General features: G+C 67.8%; 27 protein-coding genes. 11 read left to right on the top strand and 16 right to left on the bottom strand.

Features of this window, described 5'->3' with window-relative positions:
* Positions 1-23: 23 nt before the first annotated feature.
* Positions 24-1,001 (bottom strand): tryptophan--tRNA ligase, encoded by a 978-nt coding sequence (gene trpS / locus ON40_RS46565; RefSeq protein ID WP_040832442.1) that lies wholly within the window; start codon positions 999-1,001, stop codon positions 24-26.
* Between the two features lie 290 nt (positions 1,002-1,291).
* Here trpS and yczE point away from each other — a divergent pair, with 290 nt between their 5' ends.
* Positions 1,292-2,005, top strand: coding sequence for a membrane protein YczE (yczE, locus tag ON40_RS46560; protein WP_083896481.1), 714 nt, complete (start codon positions 1,292-1,294; stop codon positions 2,003-2,005).
* Here the strand turns inward: yczE and ON40_RS46555 are convergent.
* The 4 genes from ON40_RS46555 to ON40_RS46540 form a co-directional block, all read right to left on the bottom strand.
* Positions 1,913-2,560 (bottom strand): pentapeptide repeat-containing protein, encoded by a 648-nt coding sequence (locus ON40_RS46555; protein ID WP_040832440.1) that lies wholly within the window; start codon positions 2,558-2,560, stop codon positions 1,913-1,915. The two genes, yczE and ON40_RS46555, sit on opposite strands and share 93 nt — an antisense overlap.
* Before the next feature lie 80 nt (positions 2,561-2,640).
* The gene (locus tag ON40_RS52995; protein WP_040832438.1) at positions 2,641-3,366 is read right to left on the bottom strand and encodes a hypothetical protein; all 726 of its coding nucleotides are present in this window, start codon (positions 3,364-3,366) and stop codon (positions 2,641-2,643) included.
* Between the two features lie 117 nt (positions 3,367-3,483).
* Positions 3,484-3,885: a nitroreductase/quinone reductase family protein gene (locus ON40_RS46545; RefSeq protein WP_040832436.1), complete on the bottom strand. Its 402-nt coding sequence runs from the start codon at positions 3,883-3,885 to the stop codon at positions 3,484-3,486.
* 7 nt (positions 3,886-3,892) lie between these two features.
* A complete protein-coding gene (locus ON40_RS46540) occupies positions 3,893-4,507 on the bottom strand; it encodes an NAD-dependent epimerase/dehydratase family protein (protein WP_040832434.1) in 615 nt (204 codons plus the stop codon).
* A 134-nt stretch (positions 4,508-4,641) separates the two neighbouring features.
* Between ON40_RS46540 and ON40_RS46535 the strand changes: the two genes are divergently transcribed.
* Complete coding sequence (locus ON40_RS46535; RefSeq protein ID WP_040832653.1) at positions 4,642-5,430, top strand: helix-turn-helix domain-containing protein; 789 nt, start codon at positions 4,642-4,644, stop codon at positions 5,428-5,430.
* 18 nt (positions 5,431-5,448) lie between these two features.
* Here the strand turns inward: ON40_RS46535 and ON40_RS46530 are convergent, their stop codons facing one another.
* Positions 5,449-6,378 (bottom strand): LysR family transcriptional regulator, encoded by a 930-nt coding sequence (locus ON40_RS46530; protein WP_245568291.1) that lies wholly within the window; start codon positions 6,376-6,378, stop codon positions 5,449-5,451.
* Positions 6,379-6,558: 180 nt separating this feature from the next.
* On the opposite strand from ON40_RS46530, the gene ON40_RS46525 reads away from it, so the two are divergent.
* A complete protein-coding gene (locus tag ON40_RS46525) occupies positions 6,559-7,224 on the top strand; it encodes a PadR family transcriptional regulator (RefSeq protein ID WP_040832432.1) in 666 nt (221 codons plus the stop codon).
* A gap of 174 nt (positions 7,225-7,398) precedes the next feature.
* Positions 7,399-8,607 (top strand): FAD-dependent monooxygenase, encoded by a 1,209-nt coding sequence (locus ON40_RS46520; RefSeq protein ID WP_040832430.1) that lies wholly within the window; start codon positions 7,399-7,401, stop codon positions 8,605-8,607.
* A gap of 57 nt (positions 8,608-8,664) precedes the next feature.
* On the opposite strand, the gene ON40_RS46515 is transcribed toward ON40_RS46520, so the two are convergent.
* Entirely contained in the window at positions 8,665-10,701 is a 2,037-nt protein-coding gene (locus tag ON40_RS46515) for an MDR family MFS transporter (protein WP_051194625.1), read from the bottom strand.
* A 195-nt stretch (positions 10,702-10,896) separates the two neighbouring features.
* On the opposite strand from ON40_RS46515, the gene ON40_RS46510 reads away from it, so the two are divergent.
* The 3 genes from ON40_RS46510 to ON40_RS46500 all read left to right on the top strand — a co-directional run bounded on the left by ON40_RS46510 (position 10,897) and on the right by ON40_RS46500 (position 12,723).
* Positions 10,897-11,772, top strand: a complete 876-nt coding sequence (locus ON40_RS46510; RefSeq protein ID WP_040832428.1) for an oxidoreductase — start codon at positions 10,897-10,899, stop codon at positions 11,770-11,772.
* A 124-nt stretch (positions 11,773-11,896) separates the two neighbouring features.
* Positions 11,897-12,322, top strand: a complete 426-nt coding sequence (locus tag ON40_RS46505) for a glucitol operon activator (RefSeq protein ID WP_040832426.1) — start codon at positions 11,897-11,899, stop codon at positions 12,320-12,322.
* A 29-nt stretch (positions 12,323-12,351) separates the two neighbouring features.
* A complete protein-coding gene (locus tag ON40_RS46500) occupies positions 12,352-12,723 on the top strand; it encodes a DUF3817 domain-containing protein (protein ID WP_083896480.1) in 372 nt (123 codons plus the stop codon).
* Positions 12,724-12,864: 141 nt separating this feature from the next.
* Here ON40_RS46500 and ON40_RS46495 read toward each other — a convergent pair whose 3' ends face one another.
* The 9 genes from ON40_RS46495 to clpS form a co-directional block, all read right to left on the bottom strand.
* The gene (locus ON40_RS46495; RefSeq protein WP_040832422.1) at positions 12,865-13,470 is read right to left on the bottom strand and encodes a non-canonical purine NTP pyrophosphatase; all 606 of its coding nucleotides are present in this window, start codon (positions 13,468-13,470) and stop codon (positions 12,865-12,867) included.
* The gene (gene rph, locus ON40_RS46490) at positions 13,470-14,234 is read right to left on the bottom strand and encodes a ribonuclease PH (protein ID WP_040832420.1); all 765 of its coding nucleotides are present in this window, start codon (positions 14,232-14,234) and stop codon (positions 13,470-13,472) included. The genes ON40_RS46495 and rph overlap by 1 nt, the downstream gene beginning before the upstream one ends.
* A gap of 94 nt (positions 14,235-14,328) precedes the next feature.
* Positions 14,329-15,093, bottom strand: a complete 765-nt coding sequence (locus ON40_RS46485; RefSeq protein WP_040832418.1) for a cyclic nucleotide-degrading phosphodiesterase — start codon at positions 15,091-15,093, stop codon at positions 14,329-14,331.
* A 72-nt stretch (positions 15,094-15,165) separates the two neighbouring features.
* Positions 15,166-15,858, bottom strand: coding sequence for a rhomboid family intramembrane serine protease (locus tag ON40_RS46480; RefSeq protein WP_083896457.1), 693 nt, complete (start codon positions 15,856-15,858; stop codon positions 15,166-15,168).
* A gap of 145 nt (positions 15,859-16,003) precedes the next feature.
* Positions 16,004-16,966 (bottom strand): PLP-dependent cysteine synthase family protein, encoded by a 963-nt coding sequence (locus ON40_RS46475; RefSeq protein WP_040832416.1) that lies wholly within the window; start codon positions 16,964-16,966, stop codon positions 16,004-16,006.
* Positions 16,967-16,972: 6 nt separating this feature from the next.
* Positions 16,973-17,251, bottom strand: a complete 279-nt coding sequence (locus ON40_RS46470; RefSeq protein ID WP_040832414.1) for a MoaD/ThiS family protein — start codon at positions 17,249-17,251, stop codon at positions 16,973-16,975.
* A gap of 25 nt (positions 17,252-17,276) precedes the next feature.
* A complete protein-coding gene (locus ON40_RS46465) occupies positions 17,277-17,699 on the bottom strand; it encodes a M67 family metallopeptidase (protein WP_040832649.1) in 423 nt (140 codons plus the stop codon).
* 192 nt (positions 17,700-17,891) lie between these two features.
* Positions 17,892-18,461 (bottom strand): oxidative stress transcriptional regulator AosR, encoded by a 570-nt coding sequence (gene aosR, locus ON40_RS46460; RefSeq protein WP_040832412.1) that lies wholly within the window; start codon positions 18,459-18,461, stop codon positions 17,892-17,894.
* Positions 18,462-18,483: 22 nt separating this feature from the next.
* Positions 18,484-18,777, bottom strand: a complete 294-nt coding sequence (gene clpS / locus ON40_RS46455) for an ATP-dependent Clp protease adapter ClpS (RefSeq protein ID WP_040832648.1) — start codon at positions 18,775-18,777, stop codon at positions 18,484-18,486.
* Positions 18,778-18,971: 194 nt separating this feature from the next.
* On the opposite strand from clpS, the gene ON40_RS46450 reads away from it, so the two are divergent.
* From ON40_RS46450 to ON40_RS46435, 4 genes are all read left to right on the top strand, one after another.
* The gene (locus tag ON40_RS46450; protein ID WP_040832410.1) at positions 18,972-20,285 is read left to right on the top strand and encodes a nicotinate phosphoribosyltransferase; all 1,314 of its coding nucleotides are present in this window, start codon (positions 18,972-18,974) and stop codon (positions 20,283-20,285) included.
* A 51-nt stretch (positions 20,286-20,336) separates the two neighbouring features.
* Positions 20,337-20,903 (top strand): nicotinamidase, encoded by a 567-nt coding sequence (locus ON40_RS46445; protein WP_040832408.1) that lies wholly within the window; start codon positions 20,337-20,339, stop codon positions 20,901-20,903.
* 104 nt (positions 20,904-21,007) lie between these two features.
* Positions 21,008-22,978, top strand: a complete 1,971-nt coding sequence (locus ON40_RS46440) for a neutral/alkaline ceramidase (protein WP_040832406.1) — start codon at positions 21,008-21,010, stop codon at positions 22,976-22,978.
* A 124-nt stretch (positions 22,979-23,102) separates the two neighbouring features.
* Positions 23,103-25,220 (top strand): ATP-dependent DNA helicase, encoded by a 2,118-nt coding sequence (locus ON40_RS46435; protein WP_040832404.1) that lies wholly within the window; start codon positions 23,103-23,105, stop codon positions 25,218-25,220.
* Positions 25,221-25,222: the final 2 nt, after the last annotated feature.

The raw sequence follows: 25,222 nt of genomic DNA, 5'->3' as shown, positions 1-25,222 counted from the left end.
CCGGTAGAGTCATCTGCGGACACTCAGGCCGGGAGCAGGCCGATGGCCCGCTTGGCGGCGGTCACCGTATCGCCTGCGATCAGCCGGGCTCGGATTGCGCCGTCCTGCACTATCTTCCGTACCGATTCCGGGTCCTCGCTCAGCTCGGTGTAGCGGTGGCGGATCGGGTCGGTCGTGGCGATGACGGCGTCGGCGACCGCGCGTTTCAGGTCGGCGTAGCCGCCGGATCGGGCGGCCGCGTCGGCGGGGTCCTCGCCGGTGCAGGCTGCCAGGATGGTGAGCAGATTCGCTATGCCGGGGCGGTTCTCGGGATCGTATTCGACTGCGGAACCTGGATCGGTGACCGCGCGCATTACCTTGCGGCGCAACGTATCCGGCGAATCGAGCAGGCGTAGCGATCCGGTGACCGAGGTCGATTTGCTCATCTTGGCCGTGGGGTCGGACAGGTCCATGATGCGCGCGGCGACCGGCGGGTTCACCATGCGCGGGACGGTGAACACCCGGCCGTAGGCGGTGTTGAAGCGTTCGGCGATGTCGCGCGCCAACTCGACGTGCTGCCGTTGGTCCTCGCCGACCGGCACCTCCCCGGCCTGGTACAGCAGGATATCGGCGGCCATCAGCACCGGATAGGTCAGCAGCGACACCCGGACCCGGTCGCTGTCCCGCGATTTCTCCTTGAACTGGATCATCCGCCGCACCTCGCCGTAGCCGGTCGCACTCTCCAGCAGATAGTGCAGTTCGGTGTGCTCGGGCACGTGGGACTGCACCAGGAAAATACTCCGCGCCGGATCCGCCCCGGCGGCCAGCAGCACGGTCGCGAATTCCAGTGTGCGCCTGCGCACCGCGGCCGGATCGTGGTCGAGGGTAAGCGCGTGCAGATCGGAGACGAACACGATGCTCCGGTCCGGAATCTGTTGGTCGACAAGGGGTTTGATCGCGCCGAAATAATTGCCGAGATGCAGCTCCCCCGAGGGGGTGAAGCCGGTGATACGCCGGGACATGATGTTCCGCCTTTCGTGCTGGGGCCGCCCGGCCGGACCGCCACCGCGTCACGCAGACGAGAACGGCCGCCCGATTCGGGCGGCCGTGATGTTCGGAGCATACGGAGCTCGGCCGCCCGTCAGGGCAGCCACCACGCGAGGCGCGCACAGTTCCGCATGCGGGCCAGACTACTGCGGCACACAGGCCGAGTCGAGCGAATTATCCACACCACCCCCCATTCAAATTTCCAGTCCAGTAATCGACGATTGGATCTGTATTGCGGGTCCAGTGGTCGGTCAGGCTGTACACCATGCTCTTACGCCGCCTGCTCGCGCTCTACACCGGACTGTGGATGTACGGCTTCTCGATGGCCGTGATGATCCGGGCCGGGCTCGGCCTGGATCCGTGGGACGTGTTCCATCAGGGCGTGGCCCGGCACCTGCCGATCAGCTTCGGCACCGTCACCGCACTGACCGGCGTCGCGGTGCTGCTGGCCTGGATTCCGCTACGGCAGCGACCCGGACTCGGCACGCTGAGCAATGTCGTGGTGATCGCCGTCTCGGTGGACAACGCCCTGCGCTGGCTGCCGCATCCACACCTGTTGGCGGTGCAGATCGCCGCGATGATCGCGGCCGTGGCGCTCAACGCCGTCGCCACCGTGCTCTACATCGGCGCAGGGATGGGACCGGGCCCACGCGATGGACTGATGACTGGACTGGTCGCCCGGACCAGCTGGTCCGTCTGGCCGATCCGCACCGGAATCGAAGCAACCGTCCTGGCGACCGGCTGGCTGCTCGGCGGCAGCGTGGGCGTGGGCACCGTGGTGTACGCATTCGGCATCGGCCCGCTGATCCACCTGCTGATCCCGCTGGCGCGCCGCGGGCTTCCGGGATTCCCCGTCCCGCAGCGTGAACCGACGCCCGAGCCCGAATCAGTTGTCGCGCACCGTGATCCCCGCCGCCCGAGCGAAGGCGGGGGCCAAGTCGAGCAACTGCGGGGTGCTCACCGTTGCGCCGCGGAGTGAATCGATTCCGGCGGTGAGATCCAGCGTCGTCGCGCCGCGCAGGTCGACATCGTGCAGGCTCGAGCCGTGCAGGGTGATCCCGTCGAGCCTGGTCCCCGGAAAACTCACCCGCCGCAGCGTCGCCTCACCGAAGTCGGTGTCCCGCAGGACGCAATCGCTGAACGTCACATCCTGCAACGACGCATTGCGCAGATTCACCGAATCGAATTTGCACCCCTCGAAACGGATTCGGCGCAACCCCGCACCGACGGCCTCCACACCGGACAGCGCGCACTCCACGAGTTCGGAGTTCAACCAACCACTCTGGCCCAGATTGGTGCCGATCCAGCGCACCGCGCGCAACCAGACATCGTCGAACCGGCCGTACCGGAACGTGCCGCCGGTGATCTCGACCGTGGTCAGCGCGGATTGGGTGAATCGCACGCCCCGGGCGTCGAGTTCATGGAAGTCGAGCCCGTCTACGTGCACACTCTCGTAATCCGCATCGGGCTCGAGTTCCGTCTCGAACGCTTCCAGGAAACGAGCGTACGACAGGTCAGCGAGTTCACGAGGCACTCCAGCACCCTAGTACCCCGACCGGACCGTTCGCGCCGTCGTCGCCACAGTTCCCTGGTCACAGCCCGGCTATCGCCGGTTCAGCGCGGCGGCGGAGGCAGCGGGAACGGAATCTGCGGCAGCTGGAACGGCAGTTTCGGCAGCGCCGGTGGAGGAGCGGGAGCGGGACGCGGCGCGGGAGCGGGAGCGGGGGCAGGAGCGGGAGCGGGCGGCTGGGTGATCACCGGAGCCGGTTCGGGCGGGGGCACATGAACCGGGGCCTGCTGCACCGGGGCCTGCTGCACCGGAGCCTGCTGCACCGGAGCCTGCTGCACCGGAGCCTGCTGAACGGTGTGCGGACGCGTCGGCACAACGGGTGCGGGAGCTGGGGCCTCGGTCGTCACCCGGCGCTGGGTCTGGCACAACCACGCAGGTCCCGGGCCCACCACCCACTGGGCGATCAGGTCGCCGTGCGAGCAGTCCTCACCCTCGTGATGGATCGAACTCATGATTCCCGGTGGCGCACACACCCACCGGCCATCGCGCTGCTGCCAGCGCGCCGCAATGAAGTCGTGCGAGCAGTCGTCGCCCTCCTGATGCGGTTTCCCCGCGCCCGGCACTCCCTCGGTGCGGACCACGGGCCCCTCGCTGACCGTGACCGTGGTGTCGGCAGACGTGGACCGCACGCCCTGCTCCGATCGAACGGCGAGCACGCCGACCACGACCGCCACCGCGAGGACCGCGACCGCGGCCACCGCCATGTACTTCCCGCCGCCGCGTTCGCCGTCCGGCGGCTCGTTCTCCTGTCCGATCTCGGGTGAAGCCATAGCCGGAACCTTTCGTCCACCAGTCGAACCGCTGATCCGAAAGCCCACTCACCAGGCACGTTAACGAAGATCACGGCACAGGGGACGGTCTGATCCGTATTTAGTTCGGATTGAGACCTACGCGCGGTCGGAGTCCAGGTCGACGCGCACGGTCAGCAGATCGGTGCCGAATGCGCCCACGACGGCGCTGTTGTACTTCGGCAACTCCCGCATGCGGGCCTTGGCGTCGTCCTCGGGCAGCAGGTGCGCGGTCCCGCTGTACCAGCGCCCACCCAAGCGCACCCGCACCCGGTCGTGCGCTCGGATGTTGCGGATGTACTGGGATCGCTCACCGAATTCGGAGACGAACCAGAACGAATCTCCGCGACGCGCCCCGCCGATCGGCGTCTGCCGAGCCTGCCCGCTGACGCGGCCGGTGGTCTCCAGCAGAGTCTGACTCGGCAGACGACGCAGAATCGGATTGCCGATATTGCGCTGGAAAGCGGTCACCCAGCGGTGTTGCAGGTCGGCGTTCACCATCTCGTCCTCATTTCACCGGTACGAAATCCGAGGCCCCGTCATCGGTCAGCGAATAGATCCCGCTGCCGAGATCGAGTGCCAGAACTGTCCGAGCGGCGGCCTCGTCGACGTGGATACGCGGCGAGTCCGGGAGTGCGGCACCATCCGGGTAATACGTTCCGGGACCATAGAATTGGCCGTAGCGCAGCACCACGCCGCTCAGGCCGAGCACCGAGGACTCCAGGAATTCCTTGGCGGCCTGGCCCTCCCCGGACATCTCCCACGCAACACTCTGCGCCAGAAAGCGTTTCGCGCCCGCGGCCTGCGCCGCCGCGATCAGATTGGCGGTGCCCTCCTTGCGCATCCGCGCATTGGCCGCGCGCCCGGCGGCCAGATCCTCGACGCGGTCGGGCAGGTCGGTGAGCTGGTGCATGACCAGATCGGGTGCGTAGGCCCGCACCGCCTGCTCGAGCGCGGCGGCGTCGAAGACGTCGCACACCACCGGCTCGGCGCCGAGTCCGGCGAGCATCTCGGCCTTCTCCGGTGACCGGGTCATCCCCGCCACCTGGCATCCGGTCGCAATCAACAATGGAGTCAATCGGCTACCGAGCACACCGCTCGCCCCTGCCAGGAAGATCTTCACCCACCCCAGCCTAGCCACCGCCCCGGCATCGCGGCGTAGCTCCGATGTACCCCGTGGTGGACCGGCCGGGTCACCGTTGCGCGATTCCCCCGAGGGAATGGCAGCGTGGCCGTGCGGGGTCGATCATGGGGACCATGACCACAGTTCTGGCCGCGCCCGCCTTCGGTCGCGAGCTGCGCCGGTGGCGTGGCCTGCGGCGATGGAGTCAGCTCGATCTCGCGATCCGCGCCGACACCACCCAGCGTCATCTGAGCTTCCTCGAGCAGGGCCGTTCGCAGCCCGGCCGGGCGATGGTGGTGCGGCTGGCCGAATCGCTCGGCCTGTCACTGCGCGAGCGCAACGGCCTGCTGGCCGCGGCCGGCTATGCGCCGATATTCAGCGAATCCGATATGGAGACAACGGAATTGGAGCCGGTCCGCACGGCGCTGCGGCAGATCCTGGACGGTCACATGCCCTATCCGGCACTGATCGTGGATCGCCACAGCACCCTGATCGAGTCCAATGCCGCGTTCGATCTGTTCTTCGAGGGCTGCTCCCCCGAGCTGCTGCGCTCCCCGGTCAACGTGCGACGGCTGGCCCTGCATCCCGACGGACTCGCGCAGCACGTGCTCAACCTGCCCGAATGGGGCCGCCACGTCACCGAGGCCCTGCGCGACCGAGTCCGAGCCAGCCCCGATCCCGAACTGGAGGCACTGGCCGCCGAGCTGGAGAGCTATCTGCCACCCACCGATCCCGGACCGGACTACCTCGGATTCGCCGTCCCGCTGCGGCTGCGCACCGCCGCCGGTGAGCTGCGACTGATCACCACCCTGACCTCGTTCGCCACCGCCACCGACATCACCCTGTCCGAACTGCAACTCGAGGCATTCCTGCCCGCCGACGAGACCACCGCACAGATCCTGCGCGAGCGCGCCCGAGCCTGATCATCCACCGCCGACCATTCACCAGCTGCGGCCCGCTGCGAGCAGGGCTCGGCGTACGGCGTCGACGTCCGGGAGGGCGGGTGCGCCGATGCGGCGGGCGAGGAAGGCGGTGTTGATCGGCGGGTCTTCGGGGTCCAGCAGGGCGATCAGGTCACCCGACTTCAGTTGTGCGGCAACCAGATAACGTGGCAGAACGCTGATTCCCGCGCCCGCGGCGACCAGGGCGGTCAGGGCGCGCAGGTCCGCGGCGACGACGCCCGGTTCGGCATCGAGCCGGGCGTGGAAGACGTGTCGCCAGAAGCGACGCAGAATCGGCAGGTCCGCGGCATAGCTCAGTAGCGGGACGGTTGCCAGAGCGGTGGGATCCGCCGACCGCAGCCGCCGGGTATCGATGCCCGAGGCCACCGCGGGCGCGGCGACCAGGACGAATTCCTCGTCCATCAGGACCTCGGCGCGCACCGTGCGCCCGCGCGGGCGGATCACCGAGATCACCAGGTCGTATTGTCCGGTGCGCAGCCCGGCCAGCAGGTCCTCGGCCAGACCGGCGGTCACCGTGAGCCGCACGTCGCGGGCCACCAGCGCAGCCAGCGCGGGCAGGGCCAGGACGGCCAGCATCTCCGCGGGACCGGCCAGTCGCACCGGCGGTTGCGCGGTCGGCGCCTGCGCCCCGCCCCCGGCGATCGCCTCGAGCGCATCCATCGGCCCGGCCAGGCGCGCGGCCAGTTCCTCGGCCGCCGCCGTGGGCGCGACCCCGCGCGGCAGCCGTTCGAAAAGCTGTCTCCCCAAACACTTTTCGAGCATCTGCAACTGTGTGGTCACAGTGGGCTGGGACAGCCCGATCAACCGCGCCGCCGCGGTCACCGAACCCGCTCGGTAGACCGCCAGAAAGGTCCGCAGCTGAATCAGATCCAGCCCGCCCTCCGCACCGCGCTCCACCACATCCGTCACCTCGCCCCGTCGCACCGCACCGCACCGACCGCGCAGCACTGCCGGATTCGCAGTCTATTGAGCCGCGCGACCCCGACGCGGCAGGCGATCTTCCCGAGGGCGGCACCAAGTTCGATTCAATATTTGCGTACGAATACTCGTCGACGTATATTCGTAGACGAGCAACGGAATGGAGTCCCGATGAAACGGCGGAAGGTCGGCAATCTGCTGGCGCTGGCTGTACTGGCCACGCTGGTCGAGGGCCCCATGCACCGGTACGAGATCGCGGCCAAGATGCGCAATCGCGGTAAGGAACGCGATATGGACGTCAAGTGGGGCTCGCTCTACACCGTGGTGCAGAACCTGGAGAAGCACGGTTTCCTGGAGATCGTCGGCAGCGAACGCGACGGGGCCCGCCCCGAACGCACCATCTACGCGCTCACCCCCGCCGGTCGCGCCGAGACCGAGGACTGGACGCGGGAGTTGCTCAGCACCCCCGCGCCCGTACATCATCCGTTCGTCTCCGGCCTGTCCGTCGCCGCGATCATCCCTCCCGACGACGTCATCGCCCTGCTCGAGCAGCGCAGCGAACGCCTGACCCGCCGGATCGCCGAAGATCGCGCCGAGATGGACAAGGTTCGCGGCGCGGTCCCGCGACTGTTCCTGGTCGAGAACGAATTCACCGTCGCGATGCTCGAGGCCGAGGTCGCCTGGGTGGACGCGCTGCGCGAGGAGATCGCGAGCGGCGCCTTCCCGGACGTCGGCTGGTGGCGTCGGATGCATGCCGAGAACATGGACCCGCAGGAGGTCGCGGGCATGGTGGAGAGGGGGGATTTCACGCAGTCCACCGAAACAAGCCAGCAGTAGCAGAAAACGAGCCCGGTCAGGTGCGGCAACACCTTCCCGAGCCCGATTCCCTTTACCGTCCCGAACCGCATCCGCGCAGGCGAACCCGGCCCAAGAGTGGCAACTACAGGATAACTGGGCTCCCCGCGCACGAATCGGATCGGGCATCCACACCCATCCACAGGGAGAACACTCATGTCCGCAATTCGTTCCGCACTGATCATCGGCGGCGGCATCGCCGGACCGGTCACCGCCACCGCACTGCGCATGGCCGGTATCGAGGGCCGCGTCTTCGAGGCGTACCCGGGCCCGGCCCACAACATCGGCAGCACCCTCGGCTTCGCCGCCAACGGCCTTGCCGCACTGGACCTCATCGGCGCCGGCGACGCGGTGCGCAAGGTCGCGCAGCCGATCCGGCACCAGGTGATGTCGTTGGGCCACAAACACATCGAGATGCCCAGCCTGCAGGACGTCGAACCGCTGCAGATCGTCGAACGCAGCGATCTGCATCGGGCGCTGCACGATCACGCCGTCGCCGCCGGAGTGGATTTCAGCTACGACAAGCGTCTGGTCTCCGTCGACGAGCACGCCGGTGGCGTCACCGCGCACTTCGCCGACGGCACCAGCGCCACCGCCGACATCCTGATCGGCACGGACGGCATCAAGTCGAAGGTCCGCACGCTCATCGACCCGAACGCGCCCACGGCGAACTACACCGGCCTGCTGGGCTTCGGCGCATCCGTCGAATGCTCGGTGGCCGTCCCGTCGGACACGATGTACTTCGCCTTCGGCAAGAACGCCTACTACCTCTACAGCGCGATGCCCGACGGCCGGATCGGGTGGGGCGCGAATCTGCCGAACGCGGAATACCTGAGCATGTCCCAGGCCCGCGCGATCCCCAACGAGCAGTGGTTGCGCACTCTGCGGGAGACCTACGGCCAGGACACCCCCGGCGGCGAGTTCGCCCGCAACACCGCACCGGAGGATCTGGTCGTCATCGGCGGCATGCACATCATGCCGCCGGTGCCGAACTGGTATCGCGGCCGGATGGTCCTGGTCGGCGATGCGGTGCACGCACCCTCGAACAGCACCGGTCAGGGCGCCTCGCAGGCCGTGGAGTCGGCGGTGCAGCTGGCCCGTTGCCTGCGCGACTTCGATGATCCGGCAACGGCTTTCGCGACCTACGAGCGGATCCGCCGCCCGCGGGTGGAGCGGATCGCCGAGCGCGGGGCGAAGATCAACCACGGTAAGACCATGGGCCCGGTGATGCGCCGGATGATGCCGGTGGTCATGCCGCTGGCGGCCAAGGCGATGAAGCTCGAGGAGACCATGCGCCGCGAGCAGAGTTACGTGATCGACTGGGACGCACCGGTGAACGAGCGATCCGAGCTGGTCTGGGCCTGACTCGTCCAGTGCGCCGGGCGGTTCCGGGCAGCGGGCGATCGCGCTGCCCGGAGCCGCTCAGACTCGTGCGGTGAGCAACTCCGGACGATCGGACTCGTCGAGAAGTTTGGTGGCGATGTTGTCCAGCGCCTTGTCGAACAACGCCCGGTCGTTCGGATTCGCGCAGTCCCAGTCGTCGATCCGGCCGCACACCCAACTGCGCCAGGCGGCCCTGATCCGATCCGACTCGGCGAGTCCGGCCTCGGTGAGTTGCATTCGCGGACCGTCGAATTCGATGGTCCCGAGCTGAACGGCCTTGTCGTACACCGGTTCCAGGACCTCGGGAGGCATCCAGTGCGCGCGGGCGATGGCGTCCAGGGTGGCCTCCCCGCGCGCTCTGCGCAACATCTGCACCTGTCCGATCGCCCAGGCCTGATCCCTGGTCAGCGAGGTGCCCGAGGCCGCCAGGATCATCGGATCGGGCAGTTCGTCCTCGCGCAGCCTGCGCATCAGACTGGCCAGCGCATACTCCAGGCGCACCACCGAATCCGAAGACTCCGGCACCGAGAATCCACCGCCGACGTCCGAGGCCTCCGCACGCATGCTGTCGCGCAACGGAACCTCCTTCAGCAGCCAGGCGACCAGGAATCCCAGGATCGCCACCGGCACCACCCAGCGGAAGACGTGATCGATCGAGGCGGCGTACGCGTCGATGATCGGATTCGCCTGTGCCTCGGGCAATTTGCGCAACAACTGTGGAGTCTGCGCGGTCGTCGCCGACACCCCGGGCGTGCGGGCCAGCGCCTCGGCCAGCCTGGTCCCGATCTGATTGTTGTACAGGGTGCCGAAGATCGCGGTGCCGAAAGTGCTTCCGAGAGTCCGGAAGAAGGTCACCCCGGAGGTGGCGGTACCCAGATCCGCATAGGGGACGGTGTTCTGCACGACGATGGTGAGCACCTGCATGGTCAACCCGATGCCCAGACCCAGTATCAGCATGTACAGCGATTCGAGCCAGATGCCGGTGCTGCGCCCCATCGTCGACATCAGATACAGACCCACCGCCATGACCGCGGTCCCGGCGATCGGGAAGTATTTGTATCGGCCGGTCCGCCCGACCACCTGACCGGACATGATCGAGGTGGTGAACAGGCCCACGACCAGCGGTAATGTGCGCAGGCCGGATGCGGTGGCCGAGATCCCGTCCACATATTGCAGATAGACCGGCAGATACGTCATCGCACCGAGCATCGCGAACCCGACGATGAACGACAGGATCGAGCAGACGGTGAAGACGTTGCTGCGGAACAGATGCATCGGCAGCATCGGCTCGGCCGCACGCAGTTCCACGAACACGAACGCGGTCAACAGGATCGCCGCCGCGATGAACAGCCCGATGATCGTCGCCGATCCCCAGGCGTACTGCTGACCACCCCACTCCAGGCCGAGGATCAGACAGCTCACGCCGATCGCGACCAGGGCGATCCCCGCGTAGTCGATGATCGGCCGGATCACCGTGCGCACCTGCGGAATCGCCCGTGCCGCAACGATGATCATGATGATCGCGAGGGGGACGTTGACGTAGAAGCACCACCGCCAGCTCGCATGATCGGTGAACAGTCCGCCCAGGGTCGGGCCGACGACGGTGGTGACGCCGAAGACCGCGCCCAGTGCGCCTTGATATTTGCCGCGTTCGCGCAGCGGGATGACATCGGCGATCAACGCCATCGAGGTCACCATCAGCCCGCCCGCGCCGACCCCCTGGATGGCTCGCGCGATGATCAGCAGCAGCATGCCGTTGGACAGTCCGGCGACCATCGAGCCGACGATGAAGATCAGCGCGCTGAGCTGGAATATGAGTTTGCGGCCGAACAGGTCGCCGAATTTGCCGGCGAGCGCGGTCGCCACGGCCTCGGCCAGCAGATAGGACGTGACCACCCAGGCCATATGCCCCGAACCACCGAGATCCGCCACGATCGTGGGCAGCGCGGTGGACACGATGGTCTGATCGAGCGCGGCCATGAGCATGCCGAGCACGACTGTGATGAATACGACATTGGCGCGGGTGTGGCTCACGGGAGCCGGCACGTCGGCGACTGCTGCGGGGGCACCGGTCATCAGCTCAGTATGTGCCGGGAACACCGGTTCTACGGGCAGGACACGAAGACAGCCAGGACCAAGGTCATATGAGCAAATAATTAGCAAATACAGACACGCCACGCTGGAACCTTCCGCCAGAACTTACTCCTAAGTAAGATTGCTGACGGGCAGCAGGGCGCTGCCCGGACGACCACACCAGCAAAGGTCCGCGCAATGACCTGGAAGCCCAGCGAAATTCCCGATCTGACCGGCCGCACCTTCGTCATCACCGGCGCGAACGGCGGCATCGGCAAGCACACCACGGCCGCGCTGGCCGGTAAGGGGGCCAGAGTGATCATGGCCTGCCGCAACACCGCCACCGCCCAGCAGGTCGCCGACGGAATCGACGGCGAGGTCACGGTCGCGGCGCTGGATCTGGCCGATCTGTCCTCGGTCCGCGAATTCGCCGAGCACAGCGGCGAATTCGACGTGCTGATCAACAACGCCGGACTGATGAACATCCCGTTCTCGCGCACCAAGGACGGTTTCGAAACCCAGTGGGGCGTCAACCATCTCGGCCATTTCGCGCTGACCGGACTACTGCTGGACCGCGTGCGCGATCGAGTGGTGACCCTGGCCAGCATCGCGCACCGCCAGACGCCCAAGCTCTGGATCGACGACCTGAACTACGAGCACCGCCGCTATCAGCGCAATCTCGCCTACGCCCAGTCCAAGCTGTCGAACCTGATGTTCGCCCGCGAACTGCAGCGACGCCTGAGCGAGGCCGGCTCGACCAAACGCTCCTACGCGGTGCATCCCGGCGTCTCGGCGACCGATCTGTTCACCCGGACCGAGACCCTGGTGGACAAGGTGGCCAAACCGGCGATCGCGGTGATCGGACACTCGCCCGCCCGCGCCGCGCACTCGAGTCTGTTCGCCGCCACCATGCCCGATGCAGATCCGAACCGGTACTGGGGCCCGACTCGGCTGTTCGGCAGTCAAGGGCCGGTGCGGGTATCACCGTCGAGCAAGCTGTCCGAGGACCGCGAGTTGCAGCGCCGACTGTGGGACGAGTCCGAGCGGCTCACCGGCGTGCACTACACGTTCTGATCGCCCGCGGACCCGGCCCCTGTCGTAGCCCCGGTCACGGGTGCTCGATCGGGGTGACGGCAATCGCTACCCTGGAGTGGACCTGCCCCTACGGAACGTGTAGTAGACGAGTACCGTGGTAGCCGTGTCCGCTCCGCACCGCCGTCCAGCACTGATCATCCTGGTGATCGTCGCGGCGCTGACCTGCCTCGCTTTGGGCTGGTGGCAGTGGGGACGATTCCAATCCGGGACCGGGACCGGGCAGAACCTCGGCTACGCACTGCAGTGGCCGCTGTTCGCCGGATTCGTGGTGTTCGCCTACGTGCGGTTCGTCCGCCTCGAACGCGAGGCCGACGCCCCCGAGTCCGAACAGCCCGAGATCTTGAAACCCGCTGTGCAGCGCGAGATTCCGGCGGGCATCCTGCCCGAGCGGCCGACCGTGCAGCGCACGCAGGATCCGGTGCTCGCCGAATACAACAGGTACCTGGCCGATCTGCACGCCCAGGACCTGCACGAGCAGATGCGTGCCGCCGGGCTCGATGCCCGCGAGACCGAGAGGAGCGCCGGTTGAGCGCCAGCGAGAACATCGAAACCGCCGAAGTGAGCGCACCCGCGGCCACCCCGGCCCCGGATGCCCCGGCCGCGCCCGCCCGCGGCGCGTCGGCCGCCAAGGTTCGACCGGCATTCCTGCGCTACCGCGTGCTGGCCTGGGCCACCGGTACCTGGCTGCTGTTGCTGTGCGCCGAGATGATCGCCAAGTACGGCTTCGACGTGCACACCCCCAACTGGATCGCCGTGGTCCACGGCTGGGTGTACTTCGTCTACCTGATCGTCACCGCCGACCTCGCCGTCAAGGTCCGCTGGCCCGTCGGCCGCACCATCGGCACCCTCCTGGCAGGCACCATCCCCCTGCTGTCCTTCTTCGTCGAACACACCAACGCCAAACAGGTCAAGGAAAAGTACAACTTCTGACGCGGTTGCGCGACAACTGATCTCGGAAGAACACGAGTAACTCCCCGGACACGCCCTGAAGGTGACCGGCCGGTCAGCCGTCGGCCCGACACCCGAGACTCCGCGCACTCGACGACGAAGTCCCGGGGTGGCCGGGACCAACTACTCGGCGAGAGCTGCCAGGGCGGGGAGCAGGGCGCGCAGGGCGCGGCCGCGGTGGGAAGCGGCGTCCTTCTCGGCGGGGGTGAGTTCGGCGGCGGAGACGGTGCCGCCGTGGGGGACGAAGAGGGGGTCATAGCCGAAGCCGCCGTCGCCGGCGGGTTTGCGGGCTATGTGGCCGGGCCATTCGCCGATCTCGACGACCTCGCGACCGTCGGCGACCAGGGCGCAGGCGGAGACGAACTGTGCGCCGCGACGCTCGTCGGGAACGTCGGAGAGCTGGCCCAGCAGCAGGTCGCTGTTGGCCGGGTCGTCGCCGTGACGGCCGGACCAGCGCGCGGACAGCACGCCCGGCATGCCGTTCAGGGCATCCACCGCGATGCCGGAATCGTCCGCGACACAGGCCAATCCGGTGGCCGCAGCGCCGTCGCGGGCCTTGGCCAGGGCGTTCTCCTCGAAGGTCGCGCCGGTTTCGGGAGCCTCCTCGTACGGGGGCACCTCGTCGAGTCCGACGATCTCGAGCCCCTCGACGCCGGCCTCGGCCAGAATCCGGCGCAGCTCGCCGAGCTTCTTGGCGTTGCGGCTGGCGACCAGTACCCGGCGCGCCACTACTTCTTCTTCTCCGGCTCGGGCAGCACGCCCGGATACGGCTGCTCCAGCGCCGCCTTCTGGACGGCGAACAGCTGCTCACATCCGGCCAGCGCGGAATCCAGCATTTTGTCCAGGGTGGAGCGCGGGAACGTCGCCCCCTCGCCGGTGCCTTGGATCTCGACCAGAGTTCCGGTGTCGGTGGCGACCACGTTCATATCGACCTCGGCGCGCGAATCCTCCTCGTACGGCAGGTCCAGGCGCACCCGGCCGTCGACCACGCCGACGCTCACCGCGGCGATCATGCACGAGATGGGCTGCGGGTCGGCCAGGCGTCCGGCCGCCCCCAGATAGGTCACCGCATCGGCCAGCGCGACGTACGCACCGGTGATCGCGGCAGTACGGGTGCCGCCGTCGGCCTGCAACACGTCGCAGTCGATGGCGATGGTGTTCTCCCCGATCGCGGCCAGGTCGATGCAGGCGCGCAGCGAGCGCCCGACCAACCGGCTGATCTCCTGGGTGCGACCGCCGACCTTGCCCTTCACCGACTCGCGCCCGCTGCGGGTGTGCGTGGCCGCGGGCAACATCGCGTATTCGGCTGTGAGCCAGCCCAATCCGGAGTCCCGGCGCCACGGGGGAACCCCGTCGGTGACGCTCGCGGTGCACATCACCCGCGTCTGCCCGAACTCCACCAGCACCGACCCTGCGGGATGAGTGGTGAATCCCCGGGTGATGCGGACCTCGCGGAGCTCATCGTCCGCCCTGCCATCGGCTCGTCTCGACACAGCCAGCAGCCTAGTGGTAGCCGATCACCAAATCCGCGCTCCCCCCGAATCTCTCCTGCCGAGAGCCCGGACGGCGCCGCACGCGGGGCGAATCCTAGATATCGAAGACCTCACCGGGCGAAACCGCGTGCACCGGACCGGTGAACTGCTCCTTCGCCTCGGCGATGACGTCCTCGCGCGAGGTCCACGGCGGAATGTGGGTCAGCAGCAACTCACCCACCCCGGCCTGGGCGGCGACCATCCCGGCCTCGGTGCCGGACAGGTGGATGCCCTCGGGACGATTGCCCGGATCGTGCGTCCAGGACGCCTCGGCGAGCAGGACGTCCGCGCCCTGCGCGAGTTCGAACACCGCCGGGCACAGCGCGGTGTCCCCGGTGTAGACCAGGGTCCGCCCGGCCGCGGTGGTGATCCGCAGGCCATAGGACTCCGGCGGGTGATACATCCGGCGCGCGGTGACGGTGTGCCCGGGACCGAAGCTGATCGATTCGCCTTCTTTCCAGGCGTGCATATCGATCACATCGGACCAGTCGTCGCATTCCCCGCCGACCTCGGCCGAGGCGTTGCCGATCCGCAGCGGTGCGTCCGAGGGACCACGCACGATCGCGCGCCCGCTCGGCGGATTCGGGTGGTATCGCCGCCACACCAGCAGACCCGGCAGATCCAGGCAGTGGTCGGCGTGCAGGTGGGTCAGGAAGATGTCGACCTCACCCGGATCCAGATGACGTTGCAATGCGCCCAGCACGCCGGGGCCGAAGTCGATCACCGTCGGAGTCATCCCCGGGCCGGTCAGCAGATATCCGGAGGCGGGGGAATCCGGGCCGGACACGCTGCCCGAGCACCCGATGACGGTAAGGCGCATTCCCCCATGCTCCCACGCTGCACTACTGGTCAAGAGGGGATCCCCCAACTCGTCGGCCGGGGTCCACAGCCGTCACGGCGAGGCGAGGCGGCCGACACTATCCCCGCGACGATGACGACGTTCATTACCGGAGAGTACCCAACCGGCTATCAGTCCACCCAACGCGCCGAAAAGATGTGCTTGCCACGAGATTCCGGCCTGTCCCGGCAGTGCGCCCCACAGAATTCCGCCGTACAGCAGCCCGACGATCACGCCCAGCAGGACCTGCCAGACGTTGCGCGCGAACAACCCCCGCGAGATCAGATACAGCAGCCAGCCGAACACCAGACCCGACGCACCGACCGTGGTCGTCCCGGAGGCACTGATCAGCCAGGCGCCCAGGCCGCTGACCACCCAGATGATCGCGGTCGCACTCAACCCCCGGCCGATCCCGGTCAGCATGGTCAGCAGTCCGAGCACGATCACCGGCAGCGTATTGCCCATCAGGTGCGCCCAGTTCGCGTGCAGCAGCGGCGCGAACGCCACCCCCTCGAGCCCCGCCGCGCTCCGCGGCCGGATCCCGGCCTGGTCGAGGTGGTGTCCGGCGAGTACGTCGATCCCCTCGATGACGTACAGCAGCGCCGCGAACCCGAGCGTGATCGCGATCGCCCGCGCCCACAACTGTTTCGTCGCCGCCCGCGACACGCCCCCGGACGTCTTGTCCAATTGCGCGCGCACAGCCGCGATCCGATCCGGATCGAACGACGATCCCATCCCCGCGGTCATCGGACCTCACCTCCTCGCAAGGTCCGGGGGCACCCCGGCGACGGCCAGGCGGTTCGGAAAACCGGACCTCACCTCTACGAGAGTACTGACCGCGCCCGACACATCGAAGCGATCGCACCCGCTGCCGCGAAGCGAAGGCCGAAACTCAGGCCCAGAGCTGGCCTTCGAGTTTGTCCTCGGCCTCTTCCAGCGTTCCGTCGTAGGCACCCGTCGACAGATATTTCCATCCACCGTCCGCGACGACGAATGCGATATCCGCGCGCTTCCCCGCTTTGCGCGCCTTACTCGCCACACCGAGTGCGGCGTGCAGGATCGCACCGGTGGAAATCCCCGCGAAAATCCCTTCCTGAAGCACCAATTCACGCGTGCGGCGCACAGCGTCGTAGGGCCCGACGGAGAAACGCGAGGTGAGCACGGATTCGTCGTAGAGCTCCGGGACGAATCCCTCGTCGAGATTGCGCAGCCCGTAGACGAGTTCGCCGTAGCGCGGCTCGGCGGCGACGATATCGATGGCGGGAACCTGTTCGCGCAGATAACGTCCCGTACCCATCAATGTGCCGGTGGTTCCCAGACCGGCCACGAAATGCGTGATCTCCGGCAGATCGGCGAGAATCTCCGGCCCGGTGCCCTCGTAATGCGCCAGGGCATTGGCGGGATTGCCGTACTGATACAGCATCACCCATTCGGAATTCTCCGCGGCGATCTTCTTCGCCAGTGCCACAGCCTGATTCGAACCGCCCGCGGCCGGTGAATCGATGATCTCCGCACCGAACATGGTCAGCAGCTGACGACGTTCCACCGACGTGTTCTCCGGCATGACGCAGACCAGGCGATATCCCTTGAGCTTGGCCGCCATCGCCAGCGAGATACCGGTATTGCCGCTGGTCGGCTCGAGAATCGTGCACCCGGGTTGCAGCAGACCCTGCGCCTCGGCCTGTTCGATCATCTTCAGCGCGGGCCGGTCCTTGATGGAACCGGTGGGGTTGCGGTCCTCGAGTTTGGCCCACAGCCGCACGTGGTCATCGCCGTCCCACTGCGGGGACAGCGTGCGCAGACCCACCAGCGGCGTATTGCCGAGGGTCTCGATCAGCGATTCGTAGCGCGCCACGGGAAGTCAGCGCGCGCCGCCGGCGACCGCCGGCAGGATGGTCACGGTGCCGCCCTCGGGCACCTCGGCCTCGAGGCCGCCGGTGAAACGCACGTCCTCGTCGTCGACATAGATGTTGACGTACCGGTTCAGCTTGCCGTCCTTGAGCAGCCGATCGCGCAGGCCCGCGTGGTTGGCCTCGAGGTCGTCGATCAGTGCGGCGAGCGTCGCGCCGGTGGCCTGCACACGCTTCTCACCTCCGGTGAGGGGACGCATGATGGTCGGGATGGACACGGTTACCGACATTGGGTGACTCCTTGTTCTTCGTAGCTCACGAACCGGCGTAGGCGGGCACGATCCGGACGGGTTCCTCGGTGACCTCGCCCTCGAGGATCCGGTAGCTGCGCAGCTCGTGCTGCTCCGGATCGCGGGTGGAGATCAGCACGTAGTGTGCGTTCGGCTCGGAGGCGTAGGAGATGTCGGTGCGGCTCGGGTACGCCTCGGTCCCGGTGTGCGAGTGGTAGACCACGACCGCTTCCTCGTCGCGATCGTCCATCTCGCGCCACACCCGCAACTGCTCACCGGAGTCGAAGCGGTAGAAGGTCGGCGAGCGTTCGGCGTTGATCATCGCGACGAACCGCTCGGGGCGGTCCGAACCCTCCGGCCCGGCGATGATCCCGCAGGCCTCGTCCGGATGATCGGCGCGCGCGTGCGCCACCATCGCGTCCACGAGATCGGCCTCGATCACCAGCACTGTCGCATCCTTCCGTTCACGCCCGGCCATTTCCGCGCCGCGGCGCCGGAACGCTGTCCTCAACGGCCAACAATATTCGGCTATTCCCAGGTCCGATGCCGCAGCCCCCGCATTTCCCGCACCGCCCCGGGAAATGTGGTGGTGGCAGGAGATGTCAATACTTTCGCGCAGTGAGATTCGAATCAGGAATTCCTACGGGGCCAACGCGCTCAGGAGCGAGTCCTGCATCCAGGTGAGCCAGTGATAGACGTCCAGATGCGGAGCGCGCGGATCGTCCGGGTGCAGCCGATCGGGCGTGTCGGCGTCGATGCCGATGGCCGTGCCCAACGCCAGCCGCACATCGTTCAGGGCGGTCAGCCAGGCGTCGGCCTGTTCCGGGGTGAGCAGGATCTTGCCGCCGCGGGCGGGCAGCGTGTCCAGCACCACCGAGCCCGCGGCCACCTTGCGATCGATGATGTCCGGCTCGTGCAGGCTGCGCAGGGCACTGTTGAGGTCGGCGCGATCGGCGTCGGGCGAACCGGATTCGGGGCGGTGGAAGTCCGGCAGCAGGCGAGCCAGCCGGGGGTCGTCGGGAGGGGTGGCATTGCCGATCCGTAGCCCGGTCAGCGCGGCCAGCTCGTCGTCGGGGCCCGAGGAGGCCCGTTCGGTGAGCAGTCCGGTGACGGCTCCGACCAGCGAACGCAGCACGTCGGCCTCCCGCGCGTCCATCTCCGACCGCAGCTTGAGCCCGCTCAGCGAGTTCTTTCTGCTCCACTTGCGCACGGGATTACGGTAGTCGCCCGCCTCATTCGTCACGTTGCATGGTCGCCCAGAGGCCCGCGGCGTGCAGACGCTGCACGTCATGTTCCATCCTGTCCCGCGAGCCCGAGGACACCACCGCCTTTCCTTCGTTGTGCACCTGCATCATCAATTCGGTTGCTTTGCCTTTGCTGTACCCGAAGAGCTTCTGGAAGATGTAGGTGACGTAATGCATCAGATTCACCGGGTCGTCCCAGACGACCGTCACCCACGGCCGATCCTCGGCCTCGAGGATCTCGGTGGCCTCGACCGCCTCGGGCACGGCCTGCCCGGCCATCATCACCCCCGGGCCCGCCCCGTGCGCCGCCGTCGTGTTCACTCCGCCCGAATCGGCGGCGACCCGGACGGCGTCCTTCATGCACAAGCCCATAACCTTCAGGGTACGACTCGGCTCCGGAGAAACAACACCCGACCGATGTCGTTTCCGCGCACTCACCGCGCGATCCTCGCGCCGATTCTGTCTACAGTGACGACGTGGACACCGCACATGTCGCAACCAGCACCGCGCTGCTGACCGACCAGTACGAACTCACCATGCTCGCGGCCGCGCTCGCCGATGGATCGGCGCATCGGCAATGCACGTTCGAGGTATTCGCACGACGATTGCCGCACGGCCGTCGATACGGCGTGGCCGCGGGTGCGGGGCGAATGCTGGACGCGCTGGCCGAATTTCGTTTCCGGGAACCCGAACTGGCGGTGGCCGAGAAATTCCTGCCCGCCGACACGATGAACTGGCTGCGCGATTACGAGTTCCGCGGCGATATCGATGGTTACGGCGAGGGTGAGCTGTATTTCCCGGGCTCGCCGATTCTGTCGGTGCGCGGCAGCTTCGCCGAATGCGTGGTGCTCGAGACGCTGATCCTGTCGATCCTCAATCACGACAGCGCGATCGCGTCCGCGGCCGCGCGCATGGTCAGCGCCGCGGGCGGGCGGCGGATGATCGAGATGGGCTCGCGGCGCACCCACGAGTTGGCCGCACCGGCCAGTGCGCGGGCGGCCTATCTGGCCGGATTCGACGCGACGTCCAATCTGGAAGCGGTGCGCCGCTACGGAGTTCCCGGCGCGGGCACCAGCGCGCACGCGTTCACCCTGCTGCACAGCGGTTCGGACGGCGCGCACGAGGCCGCGGCGTTCCGCAGTCAGATCGAGGCGCTGGGCGTCGGCACCACCCTGCTCGTGGACACCTTCGACATCACCCAGGGCGTGGCCACCGCGATCGAGGTGGCCGGGCCCGAATTGGGCGGTGTGCGTATCGATTCCGGCGATCTGGGCGTGCTGGCCCGGCAGGTGCGCGATCAGCTGGACGCCCTCGGCGCGACCCGCACCCGCATCGTGGTCTCCGGCGATCTGGACGAGTACTCGATCGCCGCACTGCGCGCGGAACCGGTCGACGCCTACGGCGTGGGCACCTCCCTGGTGACCGGATCGGGCGCGCCGACCGCCGGGATGGTCTACAAACTGGTCGAGGTCGAGGGGGTGCCGGTGGCCAAGCGCAGCAGTCACAAGGAATCCCGCGGCGGCACCAAACGCGCGGTGCGGCTGTCCCGGCACACCGGGACGATCGTGGAGGAGATCGTCTACCCGGCGTCCGGGCCGGCGCCGGAGACCGACGGCTTCGAGGCGCGTGAGCTGCTGACCCCGATGGTGCGTGGCGGCAAGATCATCGAGGACCGCCCGCCCCTGCAGGACAGCCGCGCTCTGGTCGCCCACGGCCTGGTCAGCCTGCCCTGGGAGGGGCTGAAACTCTCGCCCGGCGAACCGGCGATCCCGACCACGTTCATCCCGTAACGTCTCGGACCGGGCCAGCGGTATCGACATGCGAAATCGAGGTACGTAGAGATGACCAGGGCACTCATCGTGGTGGATGTGCAGAACGATTTCTGCGAGGGCGGCTCGCTGGCCGTCACCGGCGGCGCGGCGGTGGCCGGGCGGATCAGCGAATACCTGGGCGCGAGCGAGTACGCCGCGATCGTGGCCACGCGGGACCATCACATCGATCCCGGCGCGCACTTCTCCGATGATCCCGACTACGTGGACACCTGGCCGCCGCACTGCCGCGTCGGCACGCCCGGCGCGGACTTCCACCCGGATCTGGACACCACCCCGATCGAGGAGGTGTTCTCCAAAGGCGCCTACTCGGCCGCGTATTCGGGTTTCGAGGGCAGCACCGACGCGGGCGCGTCACTCGTGGACTGGTTGCGTGCCAAAGGAATCGACACCGTCGACGTCTGCGGCATCGCCACCGACCACTGTGTGCGCGCCACCGCCCTGGACGCCCGCGCGGCGGGCCTGAACACCCGGGTACTGTTGGACCTGACCGCGGCTGTGGCACCCGCCACCACCGAGACCGCACTGGCGCAGATGCGCACCGCCGGAATCGAACTCGTCGGACACGCCGAATCATGAGTGGGCATTCGCTCTGCGGGCAGCCCCTCGCACGACTAGTTTGACGGTGTTGAAGACTGGACCAGGTCCACAGGCCGGTTCCAACACTACGGAAGACGAGGTCGATGTCCGACACCAACTACTCGACCGACCGACATCGGGTCGGGCGCGCGATCGCCGATATCACCGGCGAACCGGCCGAGGCTGGGATGCTCGGATACGGCATGGCCGATCAGAAGAGCACCGGCATCCACACCCGATTGCGTTCGCGCGCCTTCGTATTCGCCGATCCGATCACCGATCACCGGGTGCTGCTGATCATCAACGATCTGCCGCTGATCTTCTCCAGCATCACCCAGGAGGTGCTGCGCCGGCTGGGCGGTCGGTTCGGTGACACCTACGGCGAATCCAACGTGATGATCACCGCCACGCACACCCACTGCGGGCCGGGCGGCTATTCGCATCACCAGCTCTACAACAAGACGACCGACGGGTTCCGGCCCGCGACGTTCCGCGCGATCGTCGAGGGGATCGTGGAGGCGGTCGAACGCGCGCACGAGGATCTGGCCCCGGCCACACTGCGCCTGGCGCACGGTGAACTGCGCGACGCGAGCGTCAACCGCTCGCGTGCCGCATTCGACCGAAATCCGCAGGCGGACAAGGATTTCTTCCCCGACGCGATCGATCCGCAGAACACCCTGCTGCGCATCGATCGGGACGGCGAGCCGGTCGGCGCGATCGACTGGTTCGCCGCCCACTGCACCTCGATGACCAACCGCAACACGCTGATCAGCGGCGACAACAAGGGGTACGCGGCCTACTACTGGGAGCGCATCGTCGAGGGTGTGGACTATCTGGTCGATTCCGAGGATCCGGATTTCGTCGCCGCGTTCGCACAGACCAATGCCGGTGACGTCTCACCGAATCTGGACGGCGCACCCGGTCACGGCCCCACCAACGACGAAGTCGAGAACACCCGGCAGATCGGCACCCGGCAGTACGAGGCCGCCGCGAAACTCTCCGACGGGTACATGCCGCGGATGGCCGGGGACATCGACTGCCGGTTGATCCACGTCGATCTGTCGGCGATGACCGTGTCCGCGGAGTTCACCGGTGACGGCAGCGAACACCGCACCGCCAAACCCGCCGCGGGCGCATCCGCCTTCGCCGGTGCGAGTTTCGACGGCCCGACGAATTGGAAGACCTTCCGCGAGGGACGTAATCCCATGTGGGACTGGATGTCCCGACTCGCCTACCGGTTCAACTCGAAACTGCGTGACGCGCAGTCACCCAAGGCGATCGTCGCCCCGAGCAGCCTGCTCAACCGTTTCGGCGGACCGTACGTGCAGGAGATCGCGCCGGTCCAGCTGATCCGGATCGGCGAGCTGTTCCTGATCGGCATCCCCGGCGAGGTGACCATCACCGCCGGCCTTCGCCTGCGGCGCGCGGTCGCCGAGATCATGGGCGCGGAGTTGCCGAACGTCCTGGTCGCCGGATACGCCAACGCGTACATCCACTACATCACCACCCCCGAGGAGTACGACGAACAGCGCTACGAGGGCGCCAGCACGCTGTTCGGCCGGTGGGAGCTGCCGGCCCTGCAACAGGTGGTGTCCGGGCTGGCGACCGCGATGCGCGACGGGCAGCCCGTCTCGCCCGGCATCGCCGCCCCCGATCTGGCCGATCAGCAGAAACCGGCGAAAACCACACTGCCGCCGGACTTTCCGCCCGCGGGCAAACATTTCGGCGATGTGGTCACCGAACCGGAGAACTCCTATCGGGCGGGCCAGAAGGTCGTCGTCGAGTTCGCCGGAGCCCACCCCAACCGGGATCTGCACCGCGGCGGCACCTACCTGATGGTGCAGCATTACGACGCGGGCCGCTGGCGGATGATCGCCGACGACGGCGACTGGGCCACCACATTCCGCTGGGCGCGCGGCGCGGCCTCGAGTTCGCTGGTCACCATCACCTGGAACAGTCCGGCCGACACCCCCGAGGGCAGATACCGCATCCGCTACTACGGCGATTCGGAAAGCCACAGCGGCCAGCGCGTCCCGTTCTCGGGAACGTCAGCAGAGTTCCAAATCCATAGTTGAACTGTATTCGGGGCCTCCGCTTCGCTCCGGAGTGTGTCGGCGTCGTCCCAGGTCGGCAGAACGAGGTGCGCGGGCTGGGCTATGTCTCTGATTGGGTGTCGTAGCCGAGCGCTAGTCTGCCTGAGTGCCCGAACTCCCCGCTGTTCCAACTTTGTTGACGACCGCCGTCGAAGCGCTCGGCGGTAAGGCGCGCAAGGGGCAGCAGACCATGGCGGCCGCGGTCGCGCACTCGATCGACACCAAGGAGCATCTGGCGGTGCAGGCCGGCACCGGGACCGGCAAGTCGCTGGCTTACCTGGTGCCGAGTCTGCGGCACGCGGTGCAGACCGGGCGCACGGTCGTGGTCTCCACCGCGACGATCGCCTTGCAGCGGCAGTTGGTGGACCGGGATCTGCCGCGGTTGGCCGAGGCGCTGGCCGGGCCGCTGGGGCGTCGGCCGAAATTCGCGATCCTCAAGGGCCGCAACAACTATCTGTGCCTGAACAAGATCAACAGTGCGATTCCGGACGAGGAACCCGAGGCCGAACTGTTCGACGCGTTCGCCATCTCGCGCCTGGGCCGCGAGGTGCAGCGGCTCAACGACTGGGCCTCGGACACCGAGACCGGTGATCGCGACGAGGTGGCCCCGGGCGTCACGGATCGAGCGTGGCGGCAGGTGAGCGTGTCGTCCCGGGAATGTCTGGGCAAATCGCGCTGCCCGTTCGGCACCGACTGCTTCGCCGAGCGCGCCCGCGCCGAATCCGGTCAGTCCGATGTGGTGGTCACCAATCACGCGCTGCTGGCCATCGACGCCATCAGCGGTGTGCAGGTGCTGCCCGAACACGACGTCGTGGTGATCGACGAGGCGCACGAACTGGTCGACCGGGTCACCGGCGTCGCGACCGCGGAACTGTCCACGAGCGCGATCAGCGCGGCCGCCAAACGCTGCGCCAAACTCGTCGACGAGCAGGAGGTCGATCGGCTCGAGGGCGCCGCGGAGGCCTGGCACGAACTGCTCGAGGATCTGCCGCCCGGCCGCTGGGATCAGCTGCCCGGCGGCGCGGGCCCGGTGCTGGCGCTGATCCGCGACGCGGCGTGGAACACCCGCACCGCGCTGGCGCCCTCGGGTTCCGGTGCGCCGCAAGGCGATCCGGAAGAGGTGGCGGCCCGCAACATGGCCTTGTCGGCGGTCGAGGAGGTGCACGACGCCGCGGTCCGCGCGCTGACCACCTTCGAGGAGTCCGATCCCGCCGCACGTCGCGACGTGATCTGGCTGGCCGCCGACGAACTGCGCGGCATCGCCCGCCGCACCCTGCACATGGCCCCGCTCTCGGTCGGCGGCCTGCTGCGCAGCCGCCTGTTCGGCACCGCGACGGTGGTGCTGACCTCGGCGACCCTGCAGGTGGGCGGTTCCTTCGACGGCCTGGCGATCACCTGGGGGCTACCGGCGCAGTCGGCGAACCGGGTGGACGCCGGCGGTAGCGACGGGCCCGGAGGCGACAGCTCGCGTAACCACGTAGGGCCCCGCGAACGCCACATCGACTCAGCGTTGGCCAACGGTGGTGAGGCGCCGTCGGATTCCGATGTGGTGCGGTGGAATTCGCTCGATGTCGGCTCCCCGTTCGACCATGCCAGATCCGGCATCCTGTACGTCGCCAAACATCTGCCCGCCCCCGGCCGCGACGGGTTGTCCCCGGCGTATCTGGACGAGATCGACCGGCTCATCCGCGCCGCGGGCGGACGCACCCTGGGCCTGTTCTCCTCGATGCGCGCGGCCAAGGCGGCCACCGAGGCCCTGCGCGAGCGCCTGGACACCCCGATCCTGTGTCAGGGCGAGGACGCCACCGGCGCGCTGGTGCGCAAATTCGCCGACGATCCGGAGACGTCGCTGTTCGGAACGTTGTCGCTGTGGCAGGGCGTGGACGTCCCCGGCCCATCGCTGAGCCTGGTGATCCTGGACCGCATCCCGTTCCCCCGCCCGGACGATCCGCTGCTGGTGGCCCGGCAGAAGGCGGTGGAGTCCCGCGGCGGCAACGGCTTCATGTCGATCGCGGCCAATCACGCCGCCCTGCTGCTCGCCCAGGGCACCGGCCGCCTGCTGCGCAGCGTCGAGGACCGCGGCGTGGTCGCCATCCTGGACTCCCGCCTGGCCACCGCCCGCTACGGCTCCTACCTGCGCGCCTCGCTGCCGCCCTACTGGGAGACCGCCGACCCCGAGGTCGTCGTCAAGGCGCTCGAGCGCTTGGACGCCGCCGGGAAGTAGGC

This window comes from Nocardia jiangxiensis NBRC 101359, assembly GCF_000308615.1.
GTDB classification, from domain to species: domain Bacteria; phylum Actinomycetota; class Actinomycetes; order Mycobacteriales; family Mycobacteriaceae; genus Nocardia; species Nocardia jiangxiensis.
Note: the sequence above shows the minus strand (reverse complement) of the source record. Positions and strands in the feature narration are given on the sequence as shown.

Bases quoted from the DNA above. Each gene is read 5' to 3' on its own strand.
- trpS (WP_040832442.1), bottom strand. From the start codon at position 1,001: ATGTCCCGGCGTATCACCGGCTTCACCCCCTCGGGGGAGCTGCATCTC.
- yczE (WP_083896481.1), top strand. From the start codon at position 1,292: ATGCTCTTACGCCGCCTGCTCGCGCTCTACACCGGACTGTGGATGTAC.
- ON40_RS52995 (WP_040832438.1), bottom strand. From the start codon at position 3,366: ATGGCTTCACCCGAGATCGGACAGGAGAACGAGCCGCCGGACGGCGAA.
- ON40_RS46545 (WP_040832436.1), bottom strand. From the start codon at position 3,885: ATGGTGAACGCCGACCTGCAACACCGCTGGGTGACCGCTTTCCAGCGC.
- ON40_RS46535 (WP_040832653.1), top strand. From the start codon at position 4,642: ATGACCACAGTTCTGGCCGCGCCCGCCTTCGGTCGCGAGCTGCGCCGG.
- ON40_RS46525 (WP_040832432.1), top strand. From the start codon at position 6,559: ATGAAACGGCGGAAGGTCGGCAATCTGCTGGCGCTGGCTGTACTGGCC.
- ON40_RS46520 (WP_040832430.1), top strand. From the start codon at position 7,399: ATGTCCGCAATTCGTTCCGCACTGATCATCGGCGGCGGCATCGCCGGA.
- ON40_RS46515 (WP_051194625.1), bottom strand. From the start codon at position 10,701: ATGACCGGTGCCCCCGCAGCAGTCGCCGACGTGCCGGCTCCCGTGAGC.
- ON40_RS46510 (WP_040832428.1), top strand. From the start codon at position 10,897: ATGACCTGGAAGCCCAGCGAAATTCCCGATCTGACCGGCCGCACCTTC.
- ON40_RS46485 (WP_040832418.1), bottom strand. From the start codon at position 15,093: ATGCGCCTTACCGTCATCGGGTGCTCGGGCAGCGTGTCCGGCCCGGAT.
- ON40_RS46480 (WP_083896457.1), bottom strand. From the start codon at position 15,858: ATGACCGCGGGGATGGGATCGTCGTTCGATCCGGATCGGATCGCGGCT.
- ON40_RS46470 (WP_040832414.1), bottom strand. From the start codon at position 17,251: ATGTCGGTAACCGTGTCCATCCCGACCATCATGCGTCCCCTCACCGGA.
- clpS (WP_040832648.1), bottom strand. From the start codon at position 18,777: ATGATGGCCGGGCAGGCCGTGCCCGAGGCGGTCGAGGCCACCGAGATC.
- ON40_RS46445 (WP_040832408.1), top strand. From the start codon at position 20,337: ATGACCAGGGCACTCATCGTGGTGGATGTGCAGAACGATTTCTGCGAG.
- ON40_RS46440 (WP_040832406.1), top strand. From the start codon at position 21,008: ATGTCCGACACCAACTACTCGACCGACCGACATCGGGTCGGGCGCGCG.